21 protein-coding genes are annotated in these 23952 nt (G+C 63.1%); 5 read left to right on the forward strand and 16 right to left on the reverse strand.

The annotated features are described in order from the left end of the window. Window positions 1-121: 121 nt before the first annotated feature. Window positions 122-421 (forward strand): putative quinol monooxygenase, encoded by a 300-nt coding sequence (locus tag VWZ87_RS02490; RefSeq protein ID WP_416534180.1) that lies wholly within the window; start codon window positions 122-124, stop codon window positions 419-421. 54 nt (window positions 422-475) lie between these two features. On the opposite strand, the gene VWZ87_RS02495 is transcribed toward VWZ87_RS02490, so the two are convergent. From VWZ87_RS02495 to yajC, 9 genes are all read right to left on the reverse strand, one after another. Continuing rightward, window positions 476-1015 carry a DsbE family thiol:disulfide interchange protein gene (locus tag VWZ87_RS02495; protein ID WP_340545827.1) on the reverse strand — a complete coding sequence of 180 codons (540 nt, stop codon included), beginning with the start codon at window positions 1013-1015 and terminating at the stop codon, window positions 476-478. Then, entirely contained in the window at window positions 1008-1178 is a 171-nt protein-coding gene (gene ccmD / locus VWZ87_RS02500) for a heme exporter protein CcmD (protein WP_416534181.1), read from the reverse strand. The genes VWZ87_RS02495 and ccmD overlap by 8 nt, the downstream gene beginning before the upstream one ends. Further along, window positions 1178-1909: a heme ABC transporter permease gene (locus VWZ87_RS02505; protein ID WP_416534182.1), complete on the reverse strand. Its 732-nt coding sequence runs from the start codon at window positions 1907-1909 to the stop codon at window positions 1178-1180. The genes ccmD and VWZ87_RS02505 overlap by 1 nt, the downstream gene beginning before the upstream one ends. Before the next feature lie 45 nt (window positions 1910-1954). Further along, window positions 1955-2611: a heme exporter protein CcmB gene (ccmB, locus tag VWZ87_RS02510; protein ID WP_340545830.1), complete on the reverse strand. Its 657-nt coding sequence runs from the start codon at window positions 2609-2611 to the stop codon at window positions 1955-1957. Beyond that, complete coding sequence (gene ccmA, locus VWZ87_RS02515) at window positions 2608-3234, reverse strand: heme ABC exporter ATP-binding protein CcmA (RefSeq protein ID WP_340545831.1); 627 nt, start codon at window positions 3232-3234, stop codon at window positions 2608-2610. Before ccmA ends, ccmB begins: the two co-directional genes overlap by 4 nt. Window positions 3235-3329: 95 nt before the next feature. Further along, window positions 3330-3683: an Mth938-like domain-containing protein gene (locus VWZ87_RS02520; protein ID WP_340545832.1), complete on the reverse strand. Its 354-nt coding sequence runs from the start codon at window positions 3681-3683 to the stop codon at window positions 3330-3332. A gap of 166 nt (window positions 3684-3849) precedes the next feature. Beyond that, complete coding sequence (gene secF, locus VWZ87_RS02525; protein ID WP_340545833.1) at window positions 3850-4818, reverse strand: protein translocase subunit SecF; 969 nt, start codon at window positions 4816-4818, stop codon at window positions 3850-3852. 1 nt (window position 4819) lies between these two features. Then, a complete protein-coding gene (gene secD / locus VWZ87_RS02530) occupies window positions 4820-6481 on the reverse strand; it encodes a protein translocase subunit SecD (RefSeq protein ID WP_416534183.1) in 1662 nt (553 codons plus the stop codon). Between the two features lie 34 nt (window positions 6482-6515). Beyond that, window positions 6516-6800, reverse strand: a complete 285-nt coding sequence (yajC, locus tag VWZ87_RS02535; RefSeq protein ID WP_340545835.1) for a preprotein translocase subunit YajC — start codon at window positions 6798-6800, stop codon at window positions 6516-6518. A gap of 408 nt (window positions 6801-7208) precedes the next feature. On the opposite strand from yajC, the gene serS reads away from it, so the two are divergent. Then, window positions 7209-8501, forward strand: coding sequence for a serine--tRNA ligase (gene serS / locus VWZ87_RS02540; RefSeq protein WP_340545836.1), 1293 nt, complete (start codon window positions 7209-7211; stop codon window positions 8499-8501). Window positions 8502-8592: 91 nt separating this feature from the next. Here serS and VWZ87_RS02545 read toward each other — a convergent pair whose 3' ends face one another. From VWZ87_RS02545 to VWZ87_RS02565, 5 genes are all read right to left on the reverse strand, one after another. After that, complete coding sequence (locus VWZ87_RS02545; RefSeq protein WP_416534184.1) at window positions 8593-9282, reverse strand: helix-hairpin-helix domain-containing protein; 690 nt, start codon at window positions 9280-9282, stop codon at window positions 8593-8595. Next, complete coding sequence (locus VWZ87_RS02550) at window positions 9279-10295, reverse strand: fatty acid desaturase (RefSeq protein WP_416534185.1); 1017 nt, start codon at window positions 10293-10295, stop codon at window positions 9279-9281. The genes VWZ87_RS02545 and VWZ87_RS02550 overlap by 4 nt, the downstream gene beginning before the upstream one ends. A gap of 331 nt (window positions 10296-10626) precedes the next feature. Beyond that, window positions 10627-12087 carry a ribosome biogenesis GTPase Der gene (gene der / locus VWZ87_RS02555; RefSeq protein WP_340545839.1) on the reverse strand — a complete coding sequence of 487 codons (1461 nt, stop codon included), beginning with the start codon at window positions 12085-12087 and terminating at the stop codon, window positions 10627-10629. A 99-nt stretch (window positions 12088-12186) separates the two neighbouring features. Continuing rightward, a complete protein-coding gene (locus VWZ87_RS02560) occupies window positions 12187-13509 on the reverse strand; it encodes a PQQ-like beta-propeller repeat protein (RefSeq protein WP_340545840.1) in 1323 nt (440 codons plus the stop codon). 67 nt (window positions 13510-13576) lie between these two features. Further along, window positions 13577-14248 carry a hypothetical protein gene (locus VWZ87_RS02565; RefSeq protein ID WP_416534186.1) on the reverse strand — a complete coding sequence of 224 codons (672 nt, stop codon included), beginning with the start codon at window positions 14246-14248 and terminating at the stop codon, window positions 13577-13579. 299 nt (window positions 14249-14547) lie between these two features. Here VWZ87_RS02565 and VWZ87_RS02570 point away from each other — a divergent pair, with 299 nt between their 5' ends. The 3 genes from VWZ87_RS02570 (at window position 14548) to VWZ87_RS02580 (ending at window position 20123) form a co-directional block, all read left to right on the forward strand. After that, window positions 14548-15843 carry an efflux RND transporter periplasmic adaptor subunit gene (locus VWZ87_RS02570; RefSeq protein WP_416534187.1) on the forward strand — a complete coding sequence of 432 codons (1296 nt, stop codon included), beginning with the start codon at window positions 14548-14550 and terminating at the stop codon, window positions 15841-15843. Beyond that, entirely contained in the window at window positions 15840-19676 is a 3837-nt protein-coding gene (locus VWZ87_RS02575) for an efflux RND transporter permease subunit (protein ID WP_416534188.1), read from the forward strand. The genes VWZ87_RS02570 and VWZ87_RS02575 overlap by 4 nt, the downstream gene beginning before the upstream one ends. A 219-nt stretch (window positions 19677-19895) precedes the next feature. After that, complete coding sequence (locus tag VWZ87_RS02580) at window positions 19896-20123, forward strand: hypothetical protein (protein WP_416534189.1); 228 nt, start codon at window positions 19896-19898, stop codon at window positions 20121-20123. Window positions 20124-20158: 35 nt separating this feature from the next. On the opposite strand, the gene VWZ87_RS02585 is transcribed toward VWZ87_RS02580, so the two are convergent. Continuing rightward, the gene (locus VWZ87_RS02585) at window positions 20159-21967 is read right to left on the reverse strand and encodes an ABCB family ABC transporter ATP-binding protein/permease (protein WP_416534190.1); all 1809 of its coding nucleotides are present in this window, start codon (window positions 21965-21967) and stop codon (window positions 20159-20161) included. Between the two features lie 136 nt (window positions 21968-22103). Beyond that, complete coding sequence (locus tag VWZ87_RS02590) at window positions 22104-23849, reverse strand: LysM peptidoglycan-binding domain-containing protein (protein ID WP_416534191.1); 1746 nt, start codon at window positions 23847-23849, stop codon at window positions 22104-22106. Window positions 23850-23952: the final 103 nt, after the last annotated feature.

The following is a 23952-nucleotide window of genomic DNA, read 5'->3' on the forward strand; positions in this document are numbered from 1 at the left end:
GGGCTGCCGGCCCGTCTAGGATTTATCAACAGATCTAGCAGCCGCGTAACGACGGCACTGCCAGATGCAACAGGTTGTGCTCAGCCGCCCCCAAGACGCACTAAACTCAGACGGATGCCCAGTGAACGACACTCCTGAAAAAGAAGCTATCATTGTCACCATCACGGCGATCCCCGACCTCTACGACGAGCTGGTCGCGGCGCTGCAAAAACTGATGCCGGAAACCCGTCGTTTTCAGGGCTGTATCCAGGCCCATCTCCTGCTGGCACCAGAGCGCGGCGAGGTGGTCATTTTCCAGATCTGGGAAAACAGCGAGGTCCAGAGCGCCTATCTCACCTGGCGGGCAGAACGCGGTGATTTTGATCGGCTGGCAGAGTTCATACAGGACGAACAGATCTTCCGCACCTATGAGCTCGGCTAGGATCGGATCCTGCTTGCCCCGCAAGGCCTGCGCCGCCTGCCGATGGCAGCCGCATCAGTTGGCTGCCGCACGCTCCAGTGCCGGGCGCAGGGTGCTGTCGATCACCCGCTGCGTGATAGGACCGGCAAAACGCAGGATGATAGTGCCCTTACCGTCGATGACATAGGTTTCCGGCACGCCATAGACACCCCAGTCCAGCGCCATCCGACCTGCCTCATCGCGACCGATGGCCGTATAGGGATTGCCCAGCTCGTTCAGAAAGCCAACGGCATTGTCTTCCTGATCCTTGTAGTTCACCCCGTAAATCGCCAGCCCTTCCTTGGACAGCGCATCCAGGCTCGGGTGTTCCACCCGGCAGGGGCCACACCAGCTGGCCCAGAAATTCACCAGTTTCACGCTGCCGTCCCGCAGCGTGGCATCGTCGAACCCGGGTTCACCGGGAAAATCGGTCAGCACAACAGGCGGCGCGCTCTGACCTTCGCGCGCTGAGGGCAGGCTTTCGGGATCATCGCGGAACATGCCAGCCAGAAACAGGGCCACCAGCCCGCCAAAAACCAGAACCGGCAGCGCCATCACGGGAGAAATCTTAGCCACGGCGCGCACCTCCACGGGTCTGCATCTGTTGTTCCATTGCCTGCATCTCCCGCCGTATCCGGCGACCACGGGCGAAGGTGATCACCAGCAGTCCGGCCAGCAGAACCAGCGAGGCGCCGTAGGAAGACAGCACTTCAACGGCATATTTTCCAAGATCGGGCATTATGCGTCCATCCTTTCACGCAGCATCAGCGCACGGATCCGGCGAGCGCGGATTTCCGTGCCGGTCCGGTAGAGCACCAGCGCCAGAAACATCAGGCCAAAGCCGATCATGCAGACATAGAGCGGGTTGGAGAACGCATCGGCCACATTCTCCTCCTTGTCGAGCGAGAGCGACGCGCCCTGATGCAGACCCTGGTTCCAGAAGTTCACCGCATAGCGGCTGAGCACCGCAAAGACGGAGCCGACAAGACACAGGATCGAGGTGAGATCCGCCGCCGTGTCCGGATCCTCGATCGCCTCCCACAGGGCGATATAGCCAAGGTAGAACAGGAACAGCACAAGGAATGAGGTCAGCCGCGGGTCCCAGACCCACCAAGTGCCCCACATCGGCTGGCCCCAGAGCGCGCCGGTCACCAGCGCGATCAGCGTCATCACCACCCCGACGGGCGCTGCAGCACGCGCGGCCAGGGCACTGACATGATGACGGCGCACCACCCAGATCAGCGAGGCCACCAGCATCATGAACCAGGCGTTGATGGCGATCAGCGCCGAAGGCACATGCAGGAAGATGATCTTCACCGTGGACCCCTGCCGGTAGTCATCTGGTGTGAAGAAGAACCCCCAGACCAGCCCAACACAGGTCAGCACGGCAGCTGTGACCCACAGCGCGGGCAAGACCCGCTCCGAGGTGGTCAGGAACTTCTTTGGATTGGCGTATTCCCAGATCGACATGGTGGCTATTTAGCTCTTGCTTGAAGGGATCTCAATTCATTCATCCTAGCGCAAATTGACGCGCAGCACGGCGGCACTGGCAAAGGGCAGCAGCGCCAGCGAGGCGGCCGAGATACCGGCCAGCATCAACAGCGGCGTCTCTACCGCCATGCCCTCGGCCCCCCGGCGCGCCGCCTCGGCTCCGAAGATCAGCGTCGGCACATAAAGCGGCAGCACCAGAAGCGACATCAGCAGACCGCCCCGCTTCAGCCCGACAGTGAGCGCCGCACCAAAGGTGCCGATCACCGACAGCGCGGGCGTGCCCAACAGCAGCGAAACCACCAGCCAGAGAAACCCCTGCCCCGGCAGGTTGAGCAGAACCGCGAGCACCGGTGCTGCCAGAACCAGCGGCAGCGAGGTGGTGATCCAATGGGCCAGCGCCTTGATCGTCACCACCGCTTCCAGCGGCAGCGGCGCCGTGGCCATCAGATCCAGCGTCCCATCCTCCCAGTCCAGCGCCAGCAGACGGTCCAGCGACAACAGGCAGGCCAGGAGCGCGCCCAGCCAGAGGATGCCGGGCGCGATACGGCTGAGCAATTCGGACTGCGGCCCCACCGAGAATGGCACCAGCACGGTGACAATCAGGAAAAACGCCAGCCCCAGCCCAAAGCCGCCGCCGGCACGCAGCGCCAGCTTCAGATCCCGCAGCAACAGCGCCCTCACAGGAAGGCTCCGTCAAAATTGTCGAGATCCGGCAGCCTGGCCCGAAAACGGCCCACATCCAGCGTGTCGCCATCCAGGCCAAGATCGATATGCGTGGCGATCAGCGCCGCGCCGCCACCGGCCAGATGCTGCTGCACGACCTGTGCAAACTGCTGCACCGAGGCCCGGTCCAGACTGACGGTCGGTTCATCCAGGATCCAGTAGCGCCGCCCCGTCACCATCAGCCGCGCCAGACCCAGGCGGCGTTTCTGTCCGGCCGACAGCGCCCCGGCCTGCCGGTCGCGCAGACCCCGGAGGTCAAAGGCATCCAGCGCGGCATCAATCGCGCCGGTGGCAAAAATCGCCGCCCAGAACCGCAGGTTCTCCGCAACCGTCAGCGTCAGCTTGATCCCGTCGGCGTGGCCGGCATAGGCAAAATCCTCGGCGCTGCCGTCGCCGTCAAAATTGATCTCACCCGCCAGCGGCGGTTGCAGCCCGGCGATGGTGCGCAGCAGCGTGGTCTTGCCGCTGCCGTTTGGCCCCCGCAGGATCAGCGCCCGGCCCGGTGTCAGCGCAAAGCTCACCCTCTCCAGCACCGGAACGCCGCCGCGCGCGATGCTCAGCCCTGCGATGGTCACTGTCATGAAATCCGCCTACCCATTTGGTTCTGCTTCGAAAAAGCCGATCCGGCGGCCGCTGTCCTTGCGCCAGATCAAGCCCAGGCCTGCACGTGCGACAGTCAGACCGCAAGCGCCGCAAGCGCGATGCGGCGGCCCTCGGACAACAGCACGTTATAGGTCCGGCAGGCGGCGGGGGAGTTCATCGCCTCGACCCCGATTCCGGCCCCTTCCAGCTGCTGGCGCAGACCGGCGGGGATATGGGCCACCTCCGCGCCGGTGCCGACGAACAGCACATCCACATCCCCGGCAAGCGCCAGCAATGGCGCGCTGTCCTCATAGCCGCCCCAGTCCGTGGTCCCCGTGGCCCCGGTCAGGATATTGCCGTGATGCACCTCACCGCCAACCCGAAAGAACCCCGGCCCATAGCCATCAATTGGCAGGGCATCCGTATAGGCTACTTCGTTCAAACGCATGGCGTGCATCCTTTGTACGTGGTCGGGTGGTGGGCGGGCGACCCTGCCCTGCCCGGCTGCATAACATGTCCGCCACCGCGACAAAATACCAGCGCCGCATATGCCGATAAAAAGAGGCCGCAACCCATGGGGCTGCGGCCTTTGATCCGTCGCGCGGTCTGAACCCTCAGGCGTCGATATTGGCGAACTGGTTGCCTGCGGTGTTCGACGGCTTGGTCCAGTCGCGTTTCACACCCAGCCACAACAGGATGGTGGAGGCCACGAAGATCGACGAATAGGTGCCGATGATGACGCCCCAGATCATCGCAAAGACAAAGCCCCGGATCACATCGCCGCCCAGCACATAAAGCGAGATCAGCGCCAGCAATGTGGTCACCGAGGTCATCACCGTCCGGCTGAGGGTTTCGTTGATCGAGATGTTCAGAACCTCGGCCAGTGGCTTTTTCTTGTAGCGACGCAGGTTTTCACGCACCCGGTCAAAAACCACCACGGTATCGTTCAGCGAATAGCCGACGATGGTCAGCAGCGCCGCGATGATGGCCAGATCGAACTTGATCTGCAGTTCCGAGAACACGCCAATGGTCAGCACCACATCGTGGACAAGCGCGGCAACAGCGCCAAGCGCGAACTGCCACTCAAAGCGCAGCCAGATATAGATCAGAACCGCACCAATCGCGAGGGCGACCGCCAGCACCGCCGTCTGTACCAGCTCACCCGAGACCTTGGGGCCTACAGATTCCACCGAGACGAATTTGATCCCCGGTGCCACCGTATCCAGTGCTGCATTCACATCCGCGATCACTGCGCCGGAAATCGACTCGCCATCGCCCTGCGCCTGAATGCGCACCATCGCCACATGCTGGTCCTCGTCAAAGGTCGGATCGAACACCTCGCTGATGGTGATGTCCCCCAGCTCCAGCGGTTCCAGCGCGCCGCGATAGGCGCCCACGTCGATCTCGGTCGTGCTTTCGGTCCGGATGGTGGTGCCGCCGCGGAAGTCGATGCCGAAATTCAGCCCCTGCAAGGCAAAGGAGGCAAAGCCGACAACGATCATCAGCGCAGAGATGCCCAGCCACAGTTTCCAGAGTCTGAAGAAATCAAACGAGGTATTTTCGGGAATTAGTTTCAGCCGCATCTCAGACCTCGATTGCTTTCGGACGACGCCGTTCAAACCACATCACGATGATCACCCGCGTCACGAAGATCGCGGTGAAAACCGATGTCAGAATCCCCAGCCCCAGCGTGATCGCAAAGCCGCGCACCGGGCCCGAGCCCATGGCGAACAGGATCACAGCGGTGATGAAGGTGGTGATATTGGCGTCAAGAATGGCGCTCAGCGCCTTGGAATAGCCTTCGTCAATGGCCCGTGCAGGACCTCGACCGGCCTTCAGCTCCTCGCGGATCCGTTCAAAGATCAGCACATTGGCATCCACCGCCATACCGACCGTCAGAACAATACCCGCAATCCCCGGCAGGGTCAGCGTCGCACCAATCAGGCTCAGCGCGCCAAAGATAAGCGCGATATTGAGGACCAGCGCGATATTGGCAAAGACCCCGAACAGACCGTAGCTCAGCGCCATGAACACCAGCACCCCGACAAAGGCGACGATGGTCGCAACCTTGCCCGCGTCGATGCTGTCCTGACCCAGTTCCGGGCCAATCGTGCGTTCCTCAAGGAACTCCAGCCCGGCAGGCAGCGCACCTGCACGCAGCAGGATCGCCATATTGGTGCTTTCCTCGATGGTGAAGTTGCCGGTGATAATGCCAGAGCCACCCGGAATATGCGACTGGATCACCGGGGCGGAGACCACCTCCTCATCCAGCACGATGGCAAAGGGCGAACCGATGTTTTCGGCCGTATAGTCGCCGAACTTGCGCGCGCCGGTGGTGTTGAAACGGAAGCTGACCGCCGGGCGGCCGTTCTGATCAAACGACGGCTGCGCATCCACCAGCTCCTCACCGGTCACAACCGGTGCAGCCTCAACGGTGTAGAACACACCGTCTTCGTCCAGCGACGGCACGACTTTGTTGCCGACACCCGCATTGGCATCGGCGTCCGTGCCGCGCCCCACAACGGGGTTAAAGGTCAGCTGGGCGGTGGTGCCGATGATCGCCTTCAGCTCAGACGCCGACCCGATGCCGGGCACCTGGATCAGGATCCGGTCGCTGCCCTGGCGCTGAATGGTCGGCTCGCGGGTGCCCACCTCGTCAATCCGGCGGCGGATGATTTCCAACGCCTGACGCACGGTGCGGTCATCAGAAGCCAGCTTCTCCTGCTCGCTCAACTCTACGGTCAGAATGTCACCGGTCCCGGACACGGTGATATCCGTGGCCCCGGCGCCAGTCAGGCTGGTGATCGGATTGGCCAGACCACGCACAACCTCCAGCGCGCGGGCCATGCCCTCGGGCTGAGAGATCTTCAGACGAATCTGCCCTTCCGGTGCGGGCTGGCGGCGGAAGGTGCCGACCTCACCGCGCTCAGGGCGCAGCGCGTCGCGCACTTCGGGCCAGAGCGCATCCATGCGCGCGCCGTAGACGTCGGCCACCTTCACCTCCGCCAGAAGATGCGCGCCACCGCGCAGGTCCAGACCAAGGTTGACCAGCGACGACGGCATGAACGACGGCCATTGGCCCGCCACGTCCAGCCGCGCGGGGCTTTCGCCCTTCGCGATTATTTCGGCGGCGGCGTCATTGGCCTGCTCGACGCGCGTGTAAAACGCATTTGGCAGGGCAAGCAAAAGGCCGGTCACACAGACCAGCCAGATGAGAACCCGCTTCCAGAGATCAATTTGCAGCATTGCCCTGCCTTTTCAGTTGGTTAAGCGGGGATACTTACGCTGCCGGCTCGGTCTTGTTCAGAACCTGCGCGATGGTGGATTTGATCACGCGGATTTTCACACCCTCGGCGATTTCCACTTCGATCTCGCCATCGTCCTTGACCTTGGCCACCTTGCCGATGATGCCACCCTGGGTCACCACCTGATCGCCCCGGCGCAGCGCCTCGACCATCGCCTGATGGGTCTTCAGTTTTTTCTGCTGCGGACGGATCAGCAGGAAATACATGATCGCAAAGATCAGAATGAGCGGGAGAAACTGGGCGAGTGCGCCACCTTCCATGGGATATTCCTTCTGTGTGACAGGCGCTTCAGACGCCCTTAATTTTGCAGGGGAACCTATGCGCTGGCCCGAGGCTTTGCAAGGCTAACGGGGCCAGTTGCGATACCGCAAACGCAGTTGACCCATGGCGGGAGCGATGAGAGGGTTTTTACAACCCATTTCAGATCCAGATTGCCCATATGACCACGATTATCCTGCCGATTGATCCCAAGTATTTCTGGGCAACCGTCACCCTTCCCGGTTTTGCGCCGACGGGGGCCGTCGTCTATGCCGCGCTGCCGAGGACACCCGCCCTCAATGCGCCCTCCCGACAACAGCCTGCGCGCCGCAGCCTCGCGCCCTCTTCCCCTTCCGGCCCCCATCCGGCATATGCTGGCGGCACTGATTCAACGCTTTAGGAGCACCCCCATGCATGACATCCGCGCGATCCGCGAGAACCCTGCCGCTTTTGACGCCGCTTTGGCGCGGCGTGGGGATGCGGCGATGTCCTCTGACATCCTGGCGCTGGATGAAACCCGCCGGGCCAAAATCCAGGCGGCCGAAACCGCTCAGGCCGACCAGAACAAGGCGGCCAAGGCCATCGGCGCGGCCAAGGCCAAGGGGGACGATGCCGAATTCGAACGTCTGCGCGCGGAAGTGGCCGGCAAGAAAGCCGAAGTCGCCACCCTGCAGACCGAGGCCAAGGAACTGGACGCCAAGCTCACCGATGTGCTGGCCCGCATTCCCAACCTGCCCGCCGAGGACGTGCCCGAGGGCGCGGATGAGGACGACAATGTCGAGGTCAGCAAATGGGGGGCGATCCCCAATTTCGCCTTTGAACCGAAAGAGCACTTTGAAATCAAGGGCGTCGCAGCTGCGATGGATTTCGAAACCGCCGCCAAAATCTCCGGCTCCCGCTTTGTGCTGCTGAAGGGCGCCGTGGCCCGTATCCACCGCGCGCTGGCGCAGTTCATGGTCGACACCCATGTCGATGAGAACGGCCTGACCGAGGTGAATTCCCCGGTTCTGGTGCGCGATGAGGCGATGTATGGCACCGACAAGCTGCCCAAATTTGGCGATGACAGCTATCAGACCACCAATGGCTGGTGGCTGGTGCCCACCTCCGAGGTGCCGCTGACCTATTCCGTTGCGGGCGACACGCTTGATGAGGCCGCCCTGCCGATCCGCATGACCGCGCATACGCTGTGTTTCCGCTCCGAGGCGGGCAGCGCCGGCAAGGATACCTCGGGCATGCTGCGTCAGCACCAGTTCGAGAAGGTGGAGATGGTCTCTATCGTCCACCCCAGCCAGTCCGATGATGAGCAGAAGCGTATGCTGCGCTGCGCCGAAGGGATCCTTGAGAAACTGGGCATCCCCTATCGCACCGTCGTGCTGTGCACCGGCGACATGGGCTTTGGCGCGCGCCGTACCTTTGACATCGAGGCCTGGGTGCCGGGGCAGAACACCTACCGAGAGATTTCCTCGGTCTCCACCACCGGTGATTTTCAGGCCCGCCGCATGAACGCCCGGTTCAAACCTGCGGACGGTGGCAAGCCGGAATATCTGCACACGCTCAATGGCTCCGGTCTGGCGGTCGGGCGCTGCCTGATTGCGGTGCTGGAGAACGGTCAGCAGGAAGACGGCTCCGTCAAACTGCCCGAGGTGCTTGCCCCCTACCTGGGCGGTCGCCTGACCCTGACGGCGGCAGGTGATCTGGTTTAACAGCGCACTGCAACCTGTTAATAAAATATAAAAACCGGCGCACCCCAGCGCCGGTTTTCCTTTTTCTCGCGAGACGCGCCTCCGGTGAGGCCTATTTCTTCCTGCCCTTTGCGGCAGCGGCAGAATCGTCCTGTTTCTTCGCACTGGCCTTCTTGCGGCCTGCCTCCTTCTTGCCGGTCTCTTTCCGGTCGGAGGCTTTTTTCGCAGGTTCCTTCTTGGCGTCTTTCTTGGCGCCGTCTTTCTTAGCGCTGTCTTTCTTTGGATTGTTCTTGGCCTCAAGGATCGCCTTGGCCTTGGCCTTTTCCTTCTCGATGGCGCGTTTTGCCTTGGCCTTCACCCGCTTTGCCTTGGCTTTGGCCTTCACCTTTGCGGCGGCGAATTCCTCCGCCAGGGCTGCGGCCTGTTTGGCGGCCTTCTTGGCCTTGGTGACGGCCCTCTCCGCCTTGGCCTCCGCCGCGCGGCGGGCGGCCTCGGCCGCAGCAAGCGCCGAGCTGAGCTGCGCGGCATCGCCCGTCTGGGTATCCGCGCGATTGCGCGCCGCTGTCGCGGGCGCAGCGCCATTGGCACGGTGATCCGGTACGGTCCCGGCGCCCTTCGCGACCTGCTGCGCCTTGCGCGCCTCGGCCACAAGCTTCTGCGCGCGCAGTCGGCCGATACGCGGGATCCGGCTCAGCTCCTCCGGCGTTTTTCCGGCAACCGCCTCAACCGTGGCGCAGCCGTTTTGTGCCAGAACCTGCGCCAAGGCAGGACCGACACCGGGAAGTGTTGCAATGGATGTCATGAGGTCTCCTGCCTGTTGCTCGCCTGCATCCCACCCGCCACGGCGGCCGATCCTGCCGCCTGCTGCGGGAATGGCACCAGCCGCTGCTGCTCCTCATCCCAGAGTTTCAGCCCCATGGCGCGGACCGCCTCGCCAAATTTGATCCGGCGCGGGGCAATCTCCGGCGGCAGATTGTGGTGGCACCGACGCAGCCGGTAGCTGGGAATGCGGGCGTTGAAATGATGAATGTCATGAAGCGTGATATTGGCGACTGAAAAGTCAAAAAACCAGCCAAAATCGAGGCACGATGATCCCTGAAGGGCGGCCACCTGCGGATTGAGGTCCGGCCGACGATCCCAATAGGTGTCCTCAAAATTATGCTGGAGATAGACCAGAAACACCCCGATCATCCCACCAAGAAAGGAAAACCCCAGCCAGATCAGCACCCCGGTCATCCCCGCGATGGCATAGAGCAGCGCGAGCAGCAGCACGATCACCACATTGTGCAGCACCACCCCCAGGACGCCAAAGCGCAGCGTGTTCTTCGGCCAGCGATAGCGGATGAAATAGGTGAACGCCGCCCCCAGCGGCACCAGCACAAACGGGTTGCGATACAGCCGATAGACCAGCCGCTGCGCCCAGCCCGCCGCCTGCCATTCGCGCAGCGTCATGGTGTGGATCTCACCGGACTCGCGGTGTTCCAGATTGCCGACATAGGCATGATGCTCATTGTGGTTCTGTTTCATCACCTCAAACGGCGCAAAGGTGAAGGGCGACAGCACATGGCCTGCGACTTCGTTCTGCCATCGGGTTTCGAACAGCGAATGATGCCCGGTGTCATGTTGCAGCACATAAAGCCGCACCGCCGCAAAGGCAAAAACCACCCCGGCAGGCGCCATCAGATACCAGATGTCGGCGTAGCGGATCGCCAGTGACAGCGACAGGAAATAGACCGCAAACGTCCCAAAATAGCTGAGCGCCGCCAGCCGGTTATCCTTCTCGCAATAAGTCCGCGTATATGCTCTCAGATCCATGAAATGTTCCTTAGAGACGCAGTGTGACGCTGAAATGACGATGGCCTGAGGCAAATTGCCCGTGGCCCGGCGACGCTCAGACCGCCACTGTGAATACCCCGCAATACCCCGACGCGGCGCCCCGCATCTGAGGGTCCGGCCGCCCGACCGGCATCAGATTGCGCAGAGAAGCCACCCCGGCTTTCAATAATCTATGGTGAAGCCTAGCAAAGCCAATGGCTTGCGGTCAAATGGGGCCAAGGTCGCAGGCGTGAAGCCGCGCGCCCCATGAAAAAAGGCAGCCCTCGAAGGGGCTGCCCGAAATCTCATCCTGCGGTCAGCACGGCAACGCTCAGCTGCGGCGGCCTTCCAGATGTTTGCGCAGCTTCGACGGCGGCGCTTTTTTCTTGCCCTTGTAGGGGTTCTTGTCCGACTGCGAGCGCAGCGTCAGACGAATGGGCGTGCCCGGCATGTCGAAATCCTGCCGCAGCCCGTTGACCAGATAGCGATTATAGCTCTCGGGCATCTTGTCGGGATGCGAACACATCACCACAAAGCCCGGCGGGCGGGTCTTGGCCTGGGTCATATAGCGCAGCTTAATCCGTTTGCCCTGCGGGGCTGGCGGCGGGTGCTGTTCCAGCATCCCCGTCAGCCAGCGGTTCAGCGCCGCCGTTGGCACCCGGCGGTTCCAGACGTCATAGGCGCGCATGATGGCGGCGTGCAGCCGGTCCAGCCCCTTGCCGGTCTTGGCCGACACGGTGATCAGCGGCGCGCCGCGCAGCTGCGGCAGCAGCCGGTCAAAGGCCTCTTTCAGATTGCGCAGTTTTTCCTGCTTTTCGTCCTCGATGTCCCATTTGTTCACCGCAACCACAACCGCGCGGCCTTCACGCTCGGCCAGATCGGCAATGCGCAGATCCTGTTGCTCAAACGGGATTGCCGCGTCCAGCAGGACCACCACAACCTCGGCAAATTTCACGGCCCGCAGACCGTCGGACACAGAAAGTTTCTCAAGCTTTTCCTGCACCTTGGCCTTCTTGCGCATACCCGCGGTGTCAAAGATCCGCATCGGCACATCCTGCCAGTCGATCTGTAGCGAGATCGCATCGCGGGTGATCCCGGCCTCGGGCCCGGTCAGCAGGCGATCCTCACCGAGGATCTTGTTGATCAGGGTGGATTTACCCGCATTCGGACGCCCGACAACCGCCACCTGCAACGGTTTGTTGCGGGTCGGCATCGGCACCGAGAGGTCATCCTCCTCGGCGTCCTCATCCAGCACGACGTCAATCTCCGGGCTGTCGTCCTTGGCGCGTTTTTCAAACTCATCCGCCAGCGGCATCAGCTGCGCATAAAGGTCGTTCAGACCCTCACCATGTTCGCCGGACAGGCGGATCGGCTCTCCCAGCCCCAGCCCCCAGGCGTCCAGAACACCGGCGTCGGCGGCATTGCCCTCGGCCTTGTTGGCGGCCAGAATCACATGCGCGGATTTCTTGCGCAGGATTTCGGCAAACATCTGATCAACCGGAGTCACACCAACGCGGGCATCGACCATGAACAGACAGATATCGGCCATATCGACCGCCCGCTCGGTCAGGCGGCGCATCCGCCCTTCCAGCGAGTTGTCGGTGGCATCTTCCAGACCGGCGGTATCCACCACGGTAAAGCGCAGATCGCCAAGACGCGCTTCCCCTTCGCGCAGATCGCGCGTGACGCCGGGCTGGTCATCCACCAGCGCCAGCCGCTTGCCGACGAGACGATTGAACAGTGTGGATTTGCCCACATTCGGGCGGCCCACAATAGCGAGGGTAAAAGACATCAGACCAACTTTCTGCGATTCAGACGCGCCCCATAGCGCATCTGCGCGTGCCCTGCCAGAGCACATCGCTGTTTAACCCTCTCCTACCGCATCAAAGCGCTATCGGAAAGCGTGCAATTGCCCCTTGGTCGACACGACATAAAGCGTGCCGCCAGCCACCACCGGCGCGGTGCTGGCACCGCCCGGCACCGCAACCGTGCGCAGCAGTGCTCCGCTTTCGGGGCTGAAAAAGCGCAGCAGCCCATCATTGGAGGCGACAACCACCTGCCCCCCGGCCACCACCGGGCCGTGATGCGCCACGATGGCGCCCCGCTTGCGGGGTTTGTCCTTCAGGTATCCGGGCAGATCGGCCGCCCAGATCGCCTCGCCGCTGTCCGCATCCAGCCGCAGCAGCTGCCCCAGATCGCTGATCAGGAAAACACTGCCCGCAACCGCCCAGACCGGATCCACCGCGCCATGGGGGGCGGTCCACAGACGATCGCCAGCCGCCAGATCAAAGGCCGCAGTACGCCCGGACTGGTTGCCGACATACATGCGGTTGCCGGACACCACGGGCGAGCCGGTCACATCGCTGATCCGCGAAATCGTCCGCCCGATCCGCTTGCCCGCAACCGAGGCGTTCCAGCGGCGCAGGCCGCCCTTGCGGAAGGTCGCGGTAAGATCGCCGGATCCAAAGGCAAAAATCGCCAGATCGGAGGTCACCGCAGGCGCAGGCGCGCCCAGGATGTTCGACGGGCTCGGGGTGGCCTGGATCTGCCAGGCAATCCGGCCATCCTTGGCATGGACCGCCCAGCCGGTGTCATCGCCGGCCACAAGATAGATCAGCCCATCGTGCACGGTGGGCTGCCCCGAGCCGGTCGCCTCAAGCTCCTGCCGCCAGAGGGTCGCGCCGGTCGCCGCATCCAGCGCGGTCAGCACACCATAGCCGGAGGAGACATAAACCACGCCATTGTCAAACGCCAAACCGCCGCCGGTGGCCTGACCGGAGCTGTCGGAGGCAGGCAGCAGCTCGCTCTGCCACTGCAAGGCCCCGTTTGTGGCAACGGCGGAAACTCTGGCGCCGCTGTCCAGCGTGTAGATGCGGCCATCGCCGACAACCGGCGTGGCGGTGATGCGCTGACGACGGCTGTCGCCCGCGCCGATGGAGGTAGACCAGATCGCGTTTGGAGCGGCGGCAAGCGCCGGGTGGACCGGCCGCAGCCCTTCGACACCGGGGCCCTGTGGCCAGCTGGTGTTGCTGCGTGCCGCAGGCAGGGCAATGGCGCGGGTTTCATTGGTCACCACGGCGACGCTGTCATCGCGCAGATCCAGACGTTCACCGCGCAGGATGACCTCAGGCTCGGTGCAGGCGGACAGGACCAACGCCAATGCGGTTCCTGCCAGAATGCCCCTTGCTCCCCAAAAGCTTGTTACTGCCGTCATTACCCTGCCCCGTTACTGCACTTATACTGCACGTTTCTCGCTGCGCCCGTCAGCGCAGATATTGTCCTCAGCCTTCTGGTGCCGCGGCCGGCTCCAGCGCTCCCCCAAGCGCCACAATCACTTGCGAGGCACGGTCTTTCAAGTCCGAGGTGACCGCCGCCGACGCAATAATGTCGCGCAGACGGGTGATGGCGCCCTCGGCATTGCCGTCTTCGATGTCGATCAGGGCCAGCTGTTCCTGCGCCAGCAGCGCCAGCGGCGCACCGGGCTGGGCCAGCGCCTCGAACTGGATCCGGCGGTCGGCGATGGGCAGGCTGTCCTGCTGCAGGCCAAGCGCCTTGAAGGTCGCGATATGGCGATAGATCACTGGCATCTCGCCATTGCTGGCCACGGCATTCAGCCGCTCAACAGCGGCCGCGCGCTCGCCTGCGTCGGCCAGAGCACCGGCCTGCAACAGCTTCAGCACCGTATCGCCCCCGGCGGTTTCAGCGGTTATGGCATCCAGCGCATTGGCACGGGCCGCGCTGTCGTCGCTGTCCAGCGCGGCGATCATCTGGTCACCCAGCGCCTGCGCGGCGGCCTCGGTCTGGGCGCGGTTGTATTCGCGCAGCGCCGCCCCGCCCACGATCAGCACCACGGCCACGCCGCCAATCCAGCCATAACGTTTGAGTATCTTGAACAGGCGATCGCGACGGACCTCTTCTGTCACCTCATCGATAAAGCTGTCGGTGTCGCTCATGAAAATGTCCCTGGCAGATCCGGCAACCGCCCCCGCGCTTGCCGGAAAGTTTCCTGTGTTCTGCTTCTCTTACAGTGCAACCGGTGCCAAGCCAAGTGGCCCTGTTGTGCCCGATCCCGCACAAACCGCTCCAAAAAGGCAAAAAATGTGAACTGAACTACAGAGTTTAGTATGGACAATGCCTATATCGCCCATATCACTTAGCGCGAGTTCGCCTGAACATGCCGAATTAATGGTATGGTTGTTGAGTGGTTCTATATGTCCCGGATGGGATGACTATGAATTTAGGAAGGCCCAAGATGCGTGTAATTCCCCTGATAACTGCTGCTGTTGTAACGGCAGGCTTGTATTATGCCGTGATCGAGCGGGATGCGCTTCTTGCCTTCGCCCGGGGGGAGCAGAGCGACGTGGACGCGGTGGCTGCCCCATCTGATGCGGACGCTGCGGCCCCGGCCGCTGACGCCGCTGATCCAACCGGAGCCGTTGCAGCGGCGGCGGCATATACCAAGGAGACCGGCAAATCGCCGGTCGGGGTTGTCGCCATCCGCAGCAGCGCCCGTGGTATCGACAGCGCTGTCGTGCTGCGTGGTCAGACCCAGGCCATCCGCGAGGTTGAGGTCCGGTCTGAAACCACATCCACCGTCCTGTCCGAACCGCTGCGCAAGGGTGCGCAGGTGAAGGCTGGCGATCTGCTGTGCAAGCTGGATCCCGGCACCCGCCCCTCAGCCCTGCTGGAGGCGAAGGCCCGGCTGAGCGAAGCGAAAATCCGCGTCCCCGAGGCCAAGGCCCGGCTGGAAGAGGCCCGCGCGCGGCTGCGCGAGGCGCAGATCAATCTGACCGCTGCGGCGAAACTCTCCGAAGGTGGCTTTGCCTCTGAAACCCGGCTGGCTTCGGCGCAGGCTGCCGAGCGCTCTGCGGTGGCGGGCGTGGCAACGGCGGAAACCGGGCTGGAAACCACCAGCGCCGGCATCGAAGCCGCCTCGGCACAGGTTGCCGCCTCTGAAAAGGAACTGTCGCGTCTGGATATCCTCGCGCCATTTGACGGGCTGCTGGAAAGCGACACCGCCGAGCTGGGCAGCCTGATGCAGCCCGGCAGTCTTTGTGCAACGGTGATCCAGCTCGAAACCATCAAACTGGTCGGTTACGTGCCAGAAGCCGAAGTCAACCGCGTCACCATTGGCGCCATGGCCCGCGCCGAACTGGCAAACGGGCGTCTGGCTGCGGGCAAGGTGACCTTTATCAGCCGCTCTGCTGATCCCACCACCCGCACATTTGAGGTGGAAATCACCGTGCCGAACCCGGATCTGGCGATCCGCGACGGCCAGACCGCCGATATCGTGATCTCCGCCGAAGGTTCCAAGGCGCATTACCTGCCACAATCCTCGCTGACGCTGAACAATGACGGCCAGCTGGGCGTGCGCGTGGTCAAAGAGGATCGGACGGTCGGATTTTACCCCGTCAGCCTCCTGCGGGATGAGGCCAGCGGTGTCTGGGTTGGCGGCCTGCCTGAACAGGCGGATGTGATTGTTGTCGGGCAGGATTTTGTTGTTGCGGGCGTCGCTGTTGAGCCCACGTATAAAGAGGTTACCCAATGACCGGTATCGTCAGCTGGGCCGCAGAACGGGCCCGTATGATCCTGGCGTTCATCGCCATTTCGCTGCTGGTCGGCGGCTTTGCCTATGCCAGCCTGCCCAAAGAGGGCGAGCCGGATATCGAAATCCCGGCGCTGTTCATCTCTGTCCCCTTCCCCGGCATCTCCGCCGAGGATGCCGAGACCCTGCTGGTCAAGGTGATGGAGACCGAGCTGGCCGATCTCGACGGGCTGGACAAGATGTCCTCAACCGCCGCCGAAGGCTACGCCGGTGTGGCGCTTGAGTTCGACTTTGGCTGGGACAAGACAGCGATCATGGCAGATGTCCGTGACGCGATGGATGCCGCCGAGGCCGATTTCCCCGAGGGGGCTGAAAAATACACCATCAACGAGATCAACTTCTCAGAATTCCCCATCGTCATCGTCAACCTGACCGGCGCCGTGCCCGAACGCACGATGGCCCGTATCGCCAAGGACTTGCAGGACGATCTTGAGGCGCTGGAACCGGTGCTCGAAGCCGGGATCGCCGGCAATCGCGACGAGATGGTCGAGGTGCTGATCGACCCGCTGCGGCTCGAAGCCTATAACGTCACCGCGCTTGAACTGATCACCGTTGTGCAGAACAACAACCAGCTGATCGCCGCCGGTGAGGTGGAAACCAATCAGGGCACCTTCTCCGTGAAGATCCCGTCATCCTTTGATGATGTGCGCGACATCTACGAGCTGCCAGTGAAGACCAATGGCGACCGCGTGGTCACCCTGGGTGAGCTGGCAACGATCAATTTCACCTTCGAGGATCGTCGCGGCACCGCGCGGTTCAACGGCGAGGACACGGTGGCGTTGCAGGTGGTCAAGCGCAAGGGCTACAACCTGATCGACACGGTGGATCTGGTCAAGGTAACCCTGGCCGAGGCCAAGACCAAATGGCCGCCCGAGCTGAAGGCCGCCGTCTCCGTCGGCACCTCCAACGACCAGAGCCGCGTCGTCGGCTCCATGGTGAGCCAGCTGGAAGGTTCGGTCCTGACTGCTGTTGCTCTGGTGATGATCGTGGTGCTGTCGGCGCTTGGCAGCCGTGCCGCCCTGCTGGTCGGTTTTGCGATCCCGACCTCCTTCCTTTTGTGTTTTGCCTTCCTTGCGGTGATGGGCGTGAGCATCTCCAATATCGTGATGTTCGGCCTGATCCTTGCGGTGGGTATGCTGGTGGATGGCGCCATCGTGGTGGTCGAATACGCCGACAAGCGGATCAAGGAGGGCACCGGCCCGATGCACGCCTATGTCGAGGCGGCGCAGCGGATGTTCTGGCCGGTGGTTTCCTCAACCGCGACCACGCTCTGTGCCTTTCTGCCGATGCTGTTCTGGCCCGGTGTCCCCGGTGAATTCATGGGAATGCTGCCGGTCACGCTGATCTTCGTGCTCTCGGCATCGCTGGTGGTGGCGCTGATCTATCTGCCCGTCATGGGCGGTGTCACCGGCCGCATGAGCCGCCTGTTTGAAAACCTCTCCGACGGGCTGCGGGCGGTTGCACCCTGGTGGCTGCGGGCCGCTCTGGTGCCGGTGATGCTCTGGGGTATGTTTGCAGGGGCGATGCAGATGCTTAACGGTGGCTATCTGCTGCCCGCTCAGGTGCCCGATACCGCCGCGCTGATCTTTGGTGCGCTGGTCTTCGTGCTGGCGGCCTTCGGGGCCTCGGTCACGCTGGGCGCGGCCAGTCTGCACCGGGCCGAGAAATCCGTGGATGCCGGCTACAAACACACGCCCTTTGGCCATTTCATCAAATTCATCGTCGGCAATCCGGTCATGCCCATCGTCACCATCGGGGCGATCGCCTTTGCCATCATGACCGTCTTCACCATGTTCGGTCAGAACAACTACGGCGTTGAATTCTTCGTCGAATCCGAGCCGGAACAGGCCACCGCCTATGTGCGCGCCCGTGGCAATACCTCGCTGACCGAAGAGGATGAGATGGTGCGCCAGACCGAACAGGTGATCCTGTCGCATCCGGCGGTCGTGAATGTTTTCTCCTTTGCCGGTGAAGGCGGGCTGAACACCGATGCCTCAGGCGCCCAGACCCCGCCCGATACCATCGGTCAGGTCCAGTTCGAGATCATCCCATGGGAGGACCGGCCGACCCAGACCGAAAGCTGGTTCAACGGCTGGTTCACCCGCGAGGTGACGGCAACCGAGTTCGACGGCGATACGGTGATCGAGGAGATCAACGCCGAACTGGCCAAGCTGCCGGGCTTTGAAGCGGAAATCCGCGCGCTGGCGCAGGGGCCCGCCTCCGGCAAGCCTGTGCACCTGCGTCTGAAAGGCGACAGCTGGGACACGCTGACCGCCGCCACCGAGCAGGCCCGCGCCCAGTTCGAGGCAACCCCCGGTCTTGACCTGATCGAGGACAGCCTGCCGCTTCCCGGTATCGACTGGCAGATCGACGTCGATGTCGAAAAGGCCGGGCGGTACGGCGCCGATGTGGCGACCGTTGGCGCCATGGTGCAGCTGGTCACGCGCGGCATCCTTCTGGACACCATGCGCGTCGACAGTTCGGACGAGGAAATCGAAATCCGCGTTCGCCTGCCCGAAGAAGACCGCGTCCTCTCCACCCTTGATGCGCTGAAACTGCGCACCGAGGATGGGCTGGTTCCGCTGTCGAACTTCATCACCCGCCATCCTGTTCCCAAACTGGAAAAAATCAGCCGCGTCGAACAGCAGCGCTATTACGACGTGAAGGCGGATATCGAACCGGGCCTGTCAAAGGTCATCACCACCGAGACCGAGGACGGCAAGGAGCAGACGCTGGCCTATGTCAAATCTCTCCCCGAAGGAACCGCAACCGGCGAGTTGACCGGCCCGGATGGCACAGCGTTCAGGCTGCGCAGTCTTGAAGGCGCGGCCACACAAGAGGCCCTGCAATCGGCGCTGGAGGATGGCGCCCGTGTTGTAGCGCTCAACGCCAACGAGCGCATCGCCAAGCTGACCGAGTGGCTGGAGAGCGATCCGCTGCCCGCCGATATCACCTGGGAATGGACCGGCGATCAGGAAGAACAGGCCGAATCCGGCGCCTTCCTGATGAAGGCCTTTGCCGGGGCGCTGGGGCTGATGTTCGTGATCCTCCTGGCGCAGTTCAACAGCTTTTACAATTCCATCCTGGTTCTTCTGGCGGTGGTGCTGTCCACCACCGGCGTGCTGATTGGTATGATGGTCATGCAGCAGCCGTTCTCGATCATCATGACCGGCACCGGCATCGTGGCGCTGGCAGGCATCGTGGTGAACAACAATATCGTTCTGATCGACACCTATCAGGAATATGCCCAGAAGATGCCCCGGATCGAGGCGATCATCCGCACCGCCGAGGCGCGGATCCGTCCGGTTCTGCTGACCACCATCACCACGATGGCCGGTCTGGCACCGATGATGTTCGGGCTCAGCCTCGATTTCATCAATGGCGGCTATTCCATCGACAGCCCGACCTCGCTGTGGTGGAAGCAGCTGGCGACCGCCGTGGTCTTTGGTCTGGGGATTGCCACCGTGCTGACGCTGCTGGTGACACCCTCGCTGCTGGCGATCCGGGTGTGGCTGTGGATCTATGTCGCCGCCCTTGGCCGCCTGCTTGCACGGCTTACCGGCGGGCGATCCAGCCAGATCGCGCGCGACATGCGCCTCGCGACCAAGGCCCGCACCCTGCCCACCACCGAGATCCTGTGGGAGCGTGAAGGCAGGCTGGACAATGAACGAGACCCGGCGATGTCGGCGCCCGAAGCCGCACAGACCAGGCCGGACGAGGGCTGGGAGGAAGAGAAGGGCAAACCGCCCTCAACACCGCTGCGCGCCGCCGAATAACCAGCCAACGCCCCGCCTCCGCGGGGCGTTGTGCGTTTGTTGGGACCAAAGCGCAGCCATCGGCGGCCAGCGACCAATCCGCCGCATCTGCATATTTTGGTGGTAATGAACGGCCAGCTGGGCCAGCCTGAAGACATTCCGCCGACCGCAGCACCAGCCGGGCGCCAGAAGACAGCCGCGCGGTTCCAGCCAGCCCCGCCAGCAGAGAGGACCCATCAGATGCCCGATTTCAACGATATGTTCGAACTCACCATTGCCGACGTCGATCTGATCGAAACCGCACTGCAACGCACGCGGGACGCACTGGCTGACAGCAGTCAGACCGTGCAGGGCATCGCCGGTCACAACCGCGCCGACAGCCTGCGCCAGATCCACGATCTGCTCGGGCGGCTGCACAATCAAAAGATTTTCTACAAACCAAAGGACGGGGTCTACGTCAGCGGCTAGCCGCGCCGCAGACCCCCCTTATCCCCGCAGGGTGATCAGGCGGCGTCCTGATCCGATTGCTGGCGCTGCCACAGATGCGCGTAGCGGCCTTCGCTGGCCAGCAGCTCGTCATGGGTGCCGCGCTCGGCGATCTCGCCCTGTTCCAGCACAATGATCTGGTCGGCCTCTGCAACCGTGCTCAGACGGTGGGCAATGGTGATCACCGTCCGCCCCTGCCCGGCGCGCGACAGCGCCTCCTTGATCTCTTGTTCTGTGTCGCTGTCCAGCGCCGATGTCGCCTCGTCCAGCAGCAGGATTGGCGGGTTCTTCAGCAGGGTACGGGCAATGCCCACCCGCTGCTTCTCACCGCCCGACAGCTTCAGCCCCCGCTCGCCGACCTGCGTCTCATACCCCTCAGGCAGCCGCATGATGAAGTCGTGGATCTGCGCATCCCGCGCGGCCTGTTCCACCTCTTCCTGCGTGGCTCCGGCCCGGCCATAGGCGATATTGTAGCGGATCGTATCGTTGAACAGCACGGTATCCTGCGGCACCACGCCAATGGCGGCATGAAGGCTCTTTTGCGTGACATCCCGCACATCCTGCCCGTCAATGCGCAAGGCCCCGCGGGTGACATCATAGAACCGGAACAACAGCCGCCCGATAGTGGATTTGCCCGACCCGGTAGACCCAACGATGGCCACGGTCTGCCCCGCCGCCACCTCAAGACTCACGCCTTTCAGGATCTGCCGGTCGCTGTCGTAGCCGAACTCCACATTCTCCAGCGTGATGGCACCGCCGTTGACCTGCAACACCTTGGCATCCCCCCGATCCTTCACATCCGGGTCCTGTTCGATCAGATCGAACATCTCGCCCATATCCACAAGGCTCTGACGGATCTCACGGTAGACGGTCCCGAGAAAGTTCAGCGGCACGGTGATCTGGATCATATAGGCGTTGACCATGACAAAATCGCCCACCGTCAGATTACCCTGCTGCACGCCGATCGCGGCCATCACCATCACCACCACCAGACCGCCGGTGATCACCAGGCTCTGGCCAAAGTTCAGGAATGCCAGCGAATAGGCAGTCTTCAGCGCGGCCTTGGCATAGGCCCGCATCGCCACGTCGTAGCGCTCGGTCTCACGATCCTCGGCGCCGAAATATTTGACCGTCTCATAGTTCAGCAGGCTGTCGATCGCCTTCTGGTTGGCATCGGTGTCCTGCTTGTTCATCTCGCGGCGCAGCTTCACCCGCCATTCCGTCACCGCAAAGGTGAACCAGACATAAAGCCCGACAGTGACCGCCACCACGACCAGATACCAGATGTCAAACAGCACCGCGAGGATGACGGCAACCAGCACCAGCTCCAGCACCAGAGGCCCGATGGAAAACAGAAGAAAGCGCAGCAGGAACTCCACGCCTTTGACGCCGCGTTCGATAATCCGGCTCAGCCCGCCGGTTTTGCGGGTGATGTGATAGCGCATCGACAGGCGATGAATATGGCGAAAGGTCTCCAGCGCCAGACGCCTCAGTGCCCGTTGACCAACAGGCGCAAACACCGCATCACGCAGCTGCTGAAACCCGGTGGTCAGAACCCGCGCCACGCCATAGGCCACCGTCAGACCAACAGCCCCCAACGCCAGAGGCGGCACGCCTTCTCCCGCGAGGCTATCGACCGCCCCCTTGTAGAGCATCGGCGTATAGACCGCGACCAGCTTGGCCAGGATCAGCACCGCCAGCGCCGCCACTACGCGGTATTTGACCCAGGCCTGATCCTTTGGCCACAGGTAGGGAAAAACGCGGCGCAGGGTGCGCAGGCCGGAACGGCGCTCCTCCTGCGCGGTGGTCATATCGCTGTCCGTCATCACATGTCCTTGTTGCAAGACCTCTGACATAGGGCCGTGCCGACCATTTGGCCATCATGGCCCTGCGCCGTATCCCGACTTTTGGCCCGACTATTATCCCGGCCTTTGCGCAGGTCTTTGCGCGGCGACAGTCGTCTTATTGCACCGGCACCGAGAATACCTGACCGGGGTAGATCAGATCCGGGTTGCGGATCGCCGCGCGGTTGGCATCAAACACCCGCACATACAGCAGCCCGTCGCCATAACGTTCGCGCGAAATCGCCCAGAGCGTATCGCCCTCCTGCACCGTGACCAGGCGCACCTGAGGCTGCGTGCCGGTTGGGGCGGCATCGGGTGCAGCTGCGGTTTCGACAGGCGGTTGCAGCACCTCCGGCGCTTCCCGTTTGAACGGGGTTTCAAGCCGGCTCAGCACCTTGCCCTCGGTATCCAGCGCATCCAGTCGCAGCGCGTAGATCCCCGGCGCCACATTGGGCAGAATACCGGACCAGCGGCCTTCCTCATCCACCGGCAGATCGGCAATCGCCGCATTGTCGAGATAGGCGCGCACCACCGCATCCGCGCGCACCCGCCCGCTCAGCACCACGGAGCCCGCATCATCATAGGAAATGGTCTCCAGCGCCACGGTATCGGGCGCCTCTGCCAGTCGCGGCGTGGGGGGCTGGACCAGCGTCACGCCGCTGGCATCGGACCGCAGCACCGCCACCTGTTCCGGTGCGGCGGCGGCTGGCGCGTCCTGGCCTGTGGTCTGCGCCACATCCGCCGCAGCGGCCTCAGCCATCTCGACTGTGGTTTCCGCCACCTCGGCAGGTGCCACCGCACTATCCTCAGCCGGGCTGTCCACCGCAGCCTGCGCAACATCTGCGGGATCTGCATCCGGTTCTGCGGCCAGCTCTGCCGCCACCGGTGCGGCAGGTGCAGCGCTCACAACAGGAGAGGCTTCAGCTGTTTCCGTTGCAGCGGTCGTGACCTCAGCCTGCACCGCCTCACTTGCCACCGCCTCACTCTGCACGGCCTCAGCCTGCGCAGCCTCGCTTTGAACGGCCACGGTCGCGGTTTCCTCGGCGGCCGCATCGGCTGCGACATCCGCTGCCACCGGCGCCTCGGCGACCGGGGCCTCAACCGCGTCGGCCTGTGCCACCTGCACCGGCGCGACGGGCACGACAGGTGCCAGAATGAACTCTGCATCAGAGGCCGCAACCGCCTCCCCCAAGCTGGCTGTCAGCGAAATCACCTGCGGCTGATCCGAGGGCGCAACCGAGGTGAACAGCACAAAGCTGCCATCCGACGGCACCGTCAGCGTCTCCAGCACCGCACCGTCCAGCATCAGCGAGATCACCGATCCCGGCGTCGCCCGCCCGACAACCATTCCGCTGCCATCGGTCTCAAATCGTGCAAGATCCATCTGCGGGGCTGTCAGCGTCACGGCGGGTGTTTCAGCAGACGTCTCATCTGCCGATGGCGCGGCCTCGACGGCGCTGGTCTCTGCTGCCCCTGCCACAACCACCTCGGCCGCCTGCTCGGCCTCGGCCGCCTGCTCCGCATCCGCGCGCGGCGCCGCTTCGACAGGCGCTTCACCGCCCGCAGGCTGATCGACCTCGGCCGGTGCCGCCACATCCGCCGCAGCCACTGTCACCTCGGTTTCTGCCACCGTCTCTTCGGGCGCATCGCTGCCCACCTCGGGCGAAGCCAGCTTGCGATCTGAGGCGGAGACGCTCGGCGTGATCACCACCTTGTCGCCATTGGCGGCGGAGCCATCGCCGCCCGCGCCGCGCTCACCACCGCCCCATTGCAGGAAAACCACCCCGCCCAGCACCGCGACCACCGCAGCAGCGCCCCCGATGGCGATGGCGGATATGCCACCTTTGCCCGTTACATCCGTCATTCCATTCCTTCCCTTCCGACCCCGAAAAGACCTCCACCGGTCGTCCTCGGGTCCGATCCTGCGGGATGTCCCCCCCGCTTGCTTGAGCCAGCCATACAATGCC

It is taken from the genome of Phaeobacter sp. JH20_37 (assembly GCF_048056015.1).
Classification (GTDB): Bacteria; Pseudomonadota; Alphaproteobacteria; order Rhodobacterales; family Rhodobacteraceae; genus Phaeobacter; species Phaeobacter bryozoorum.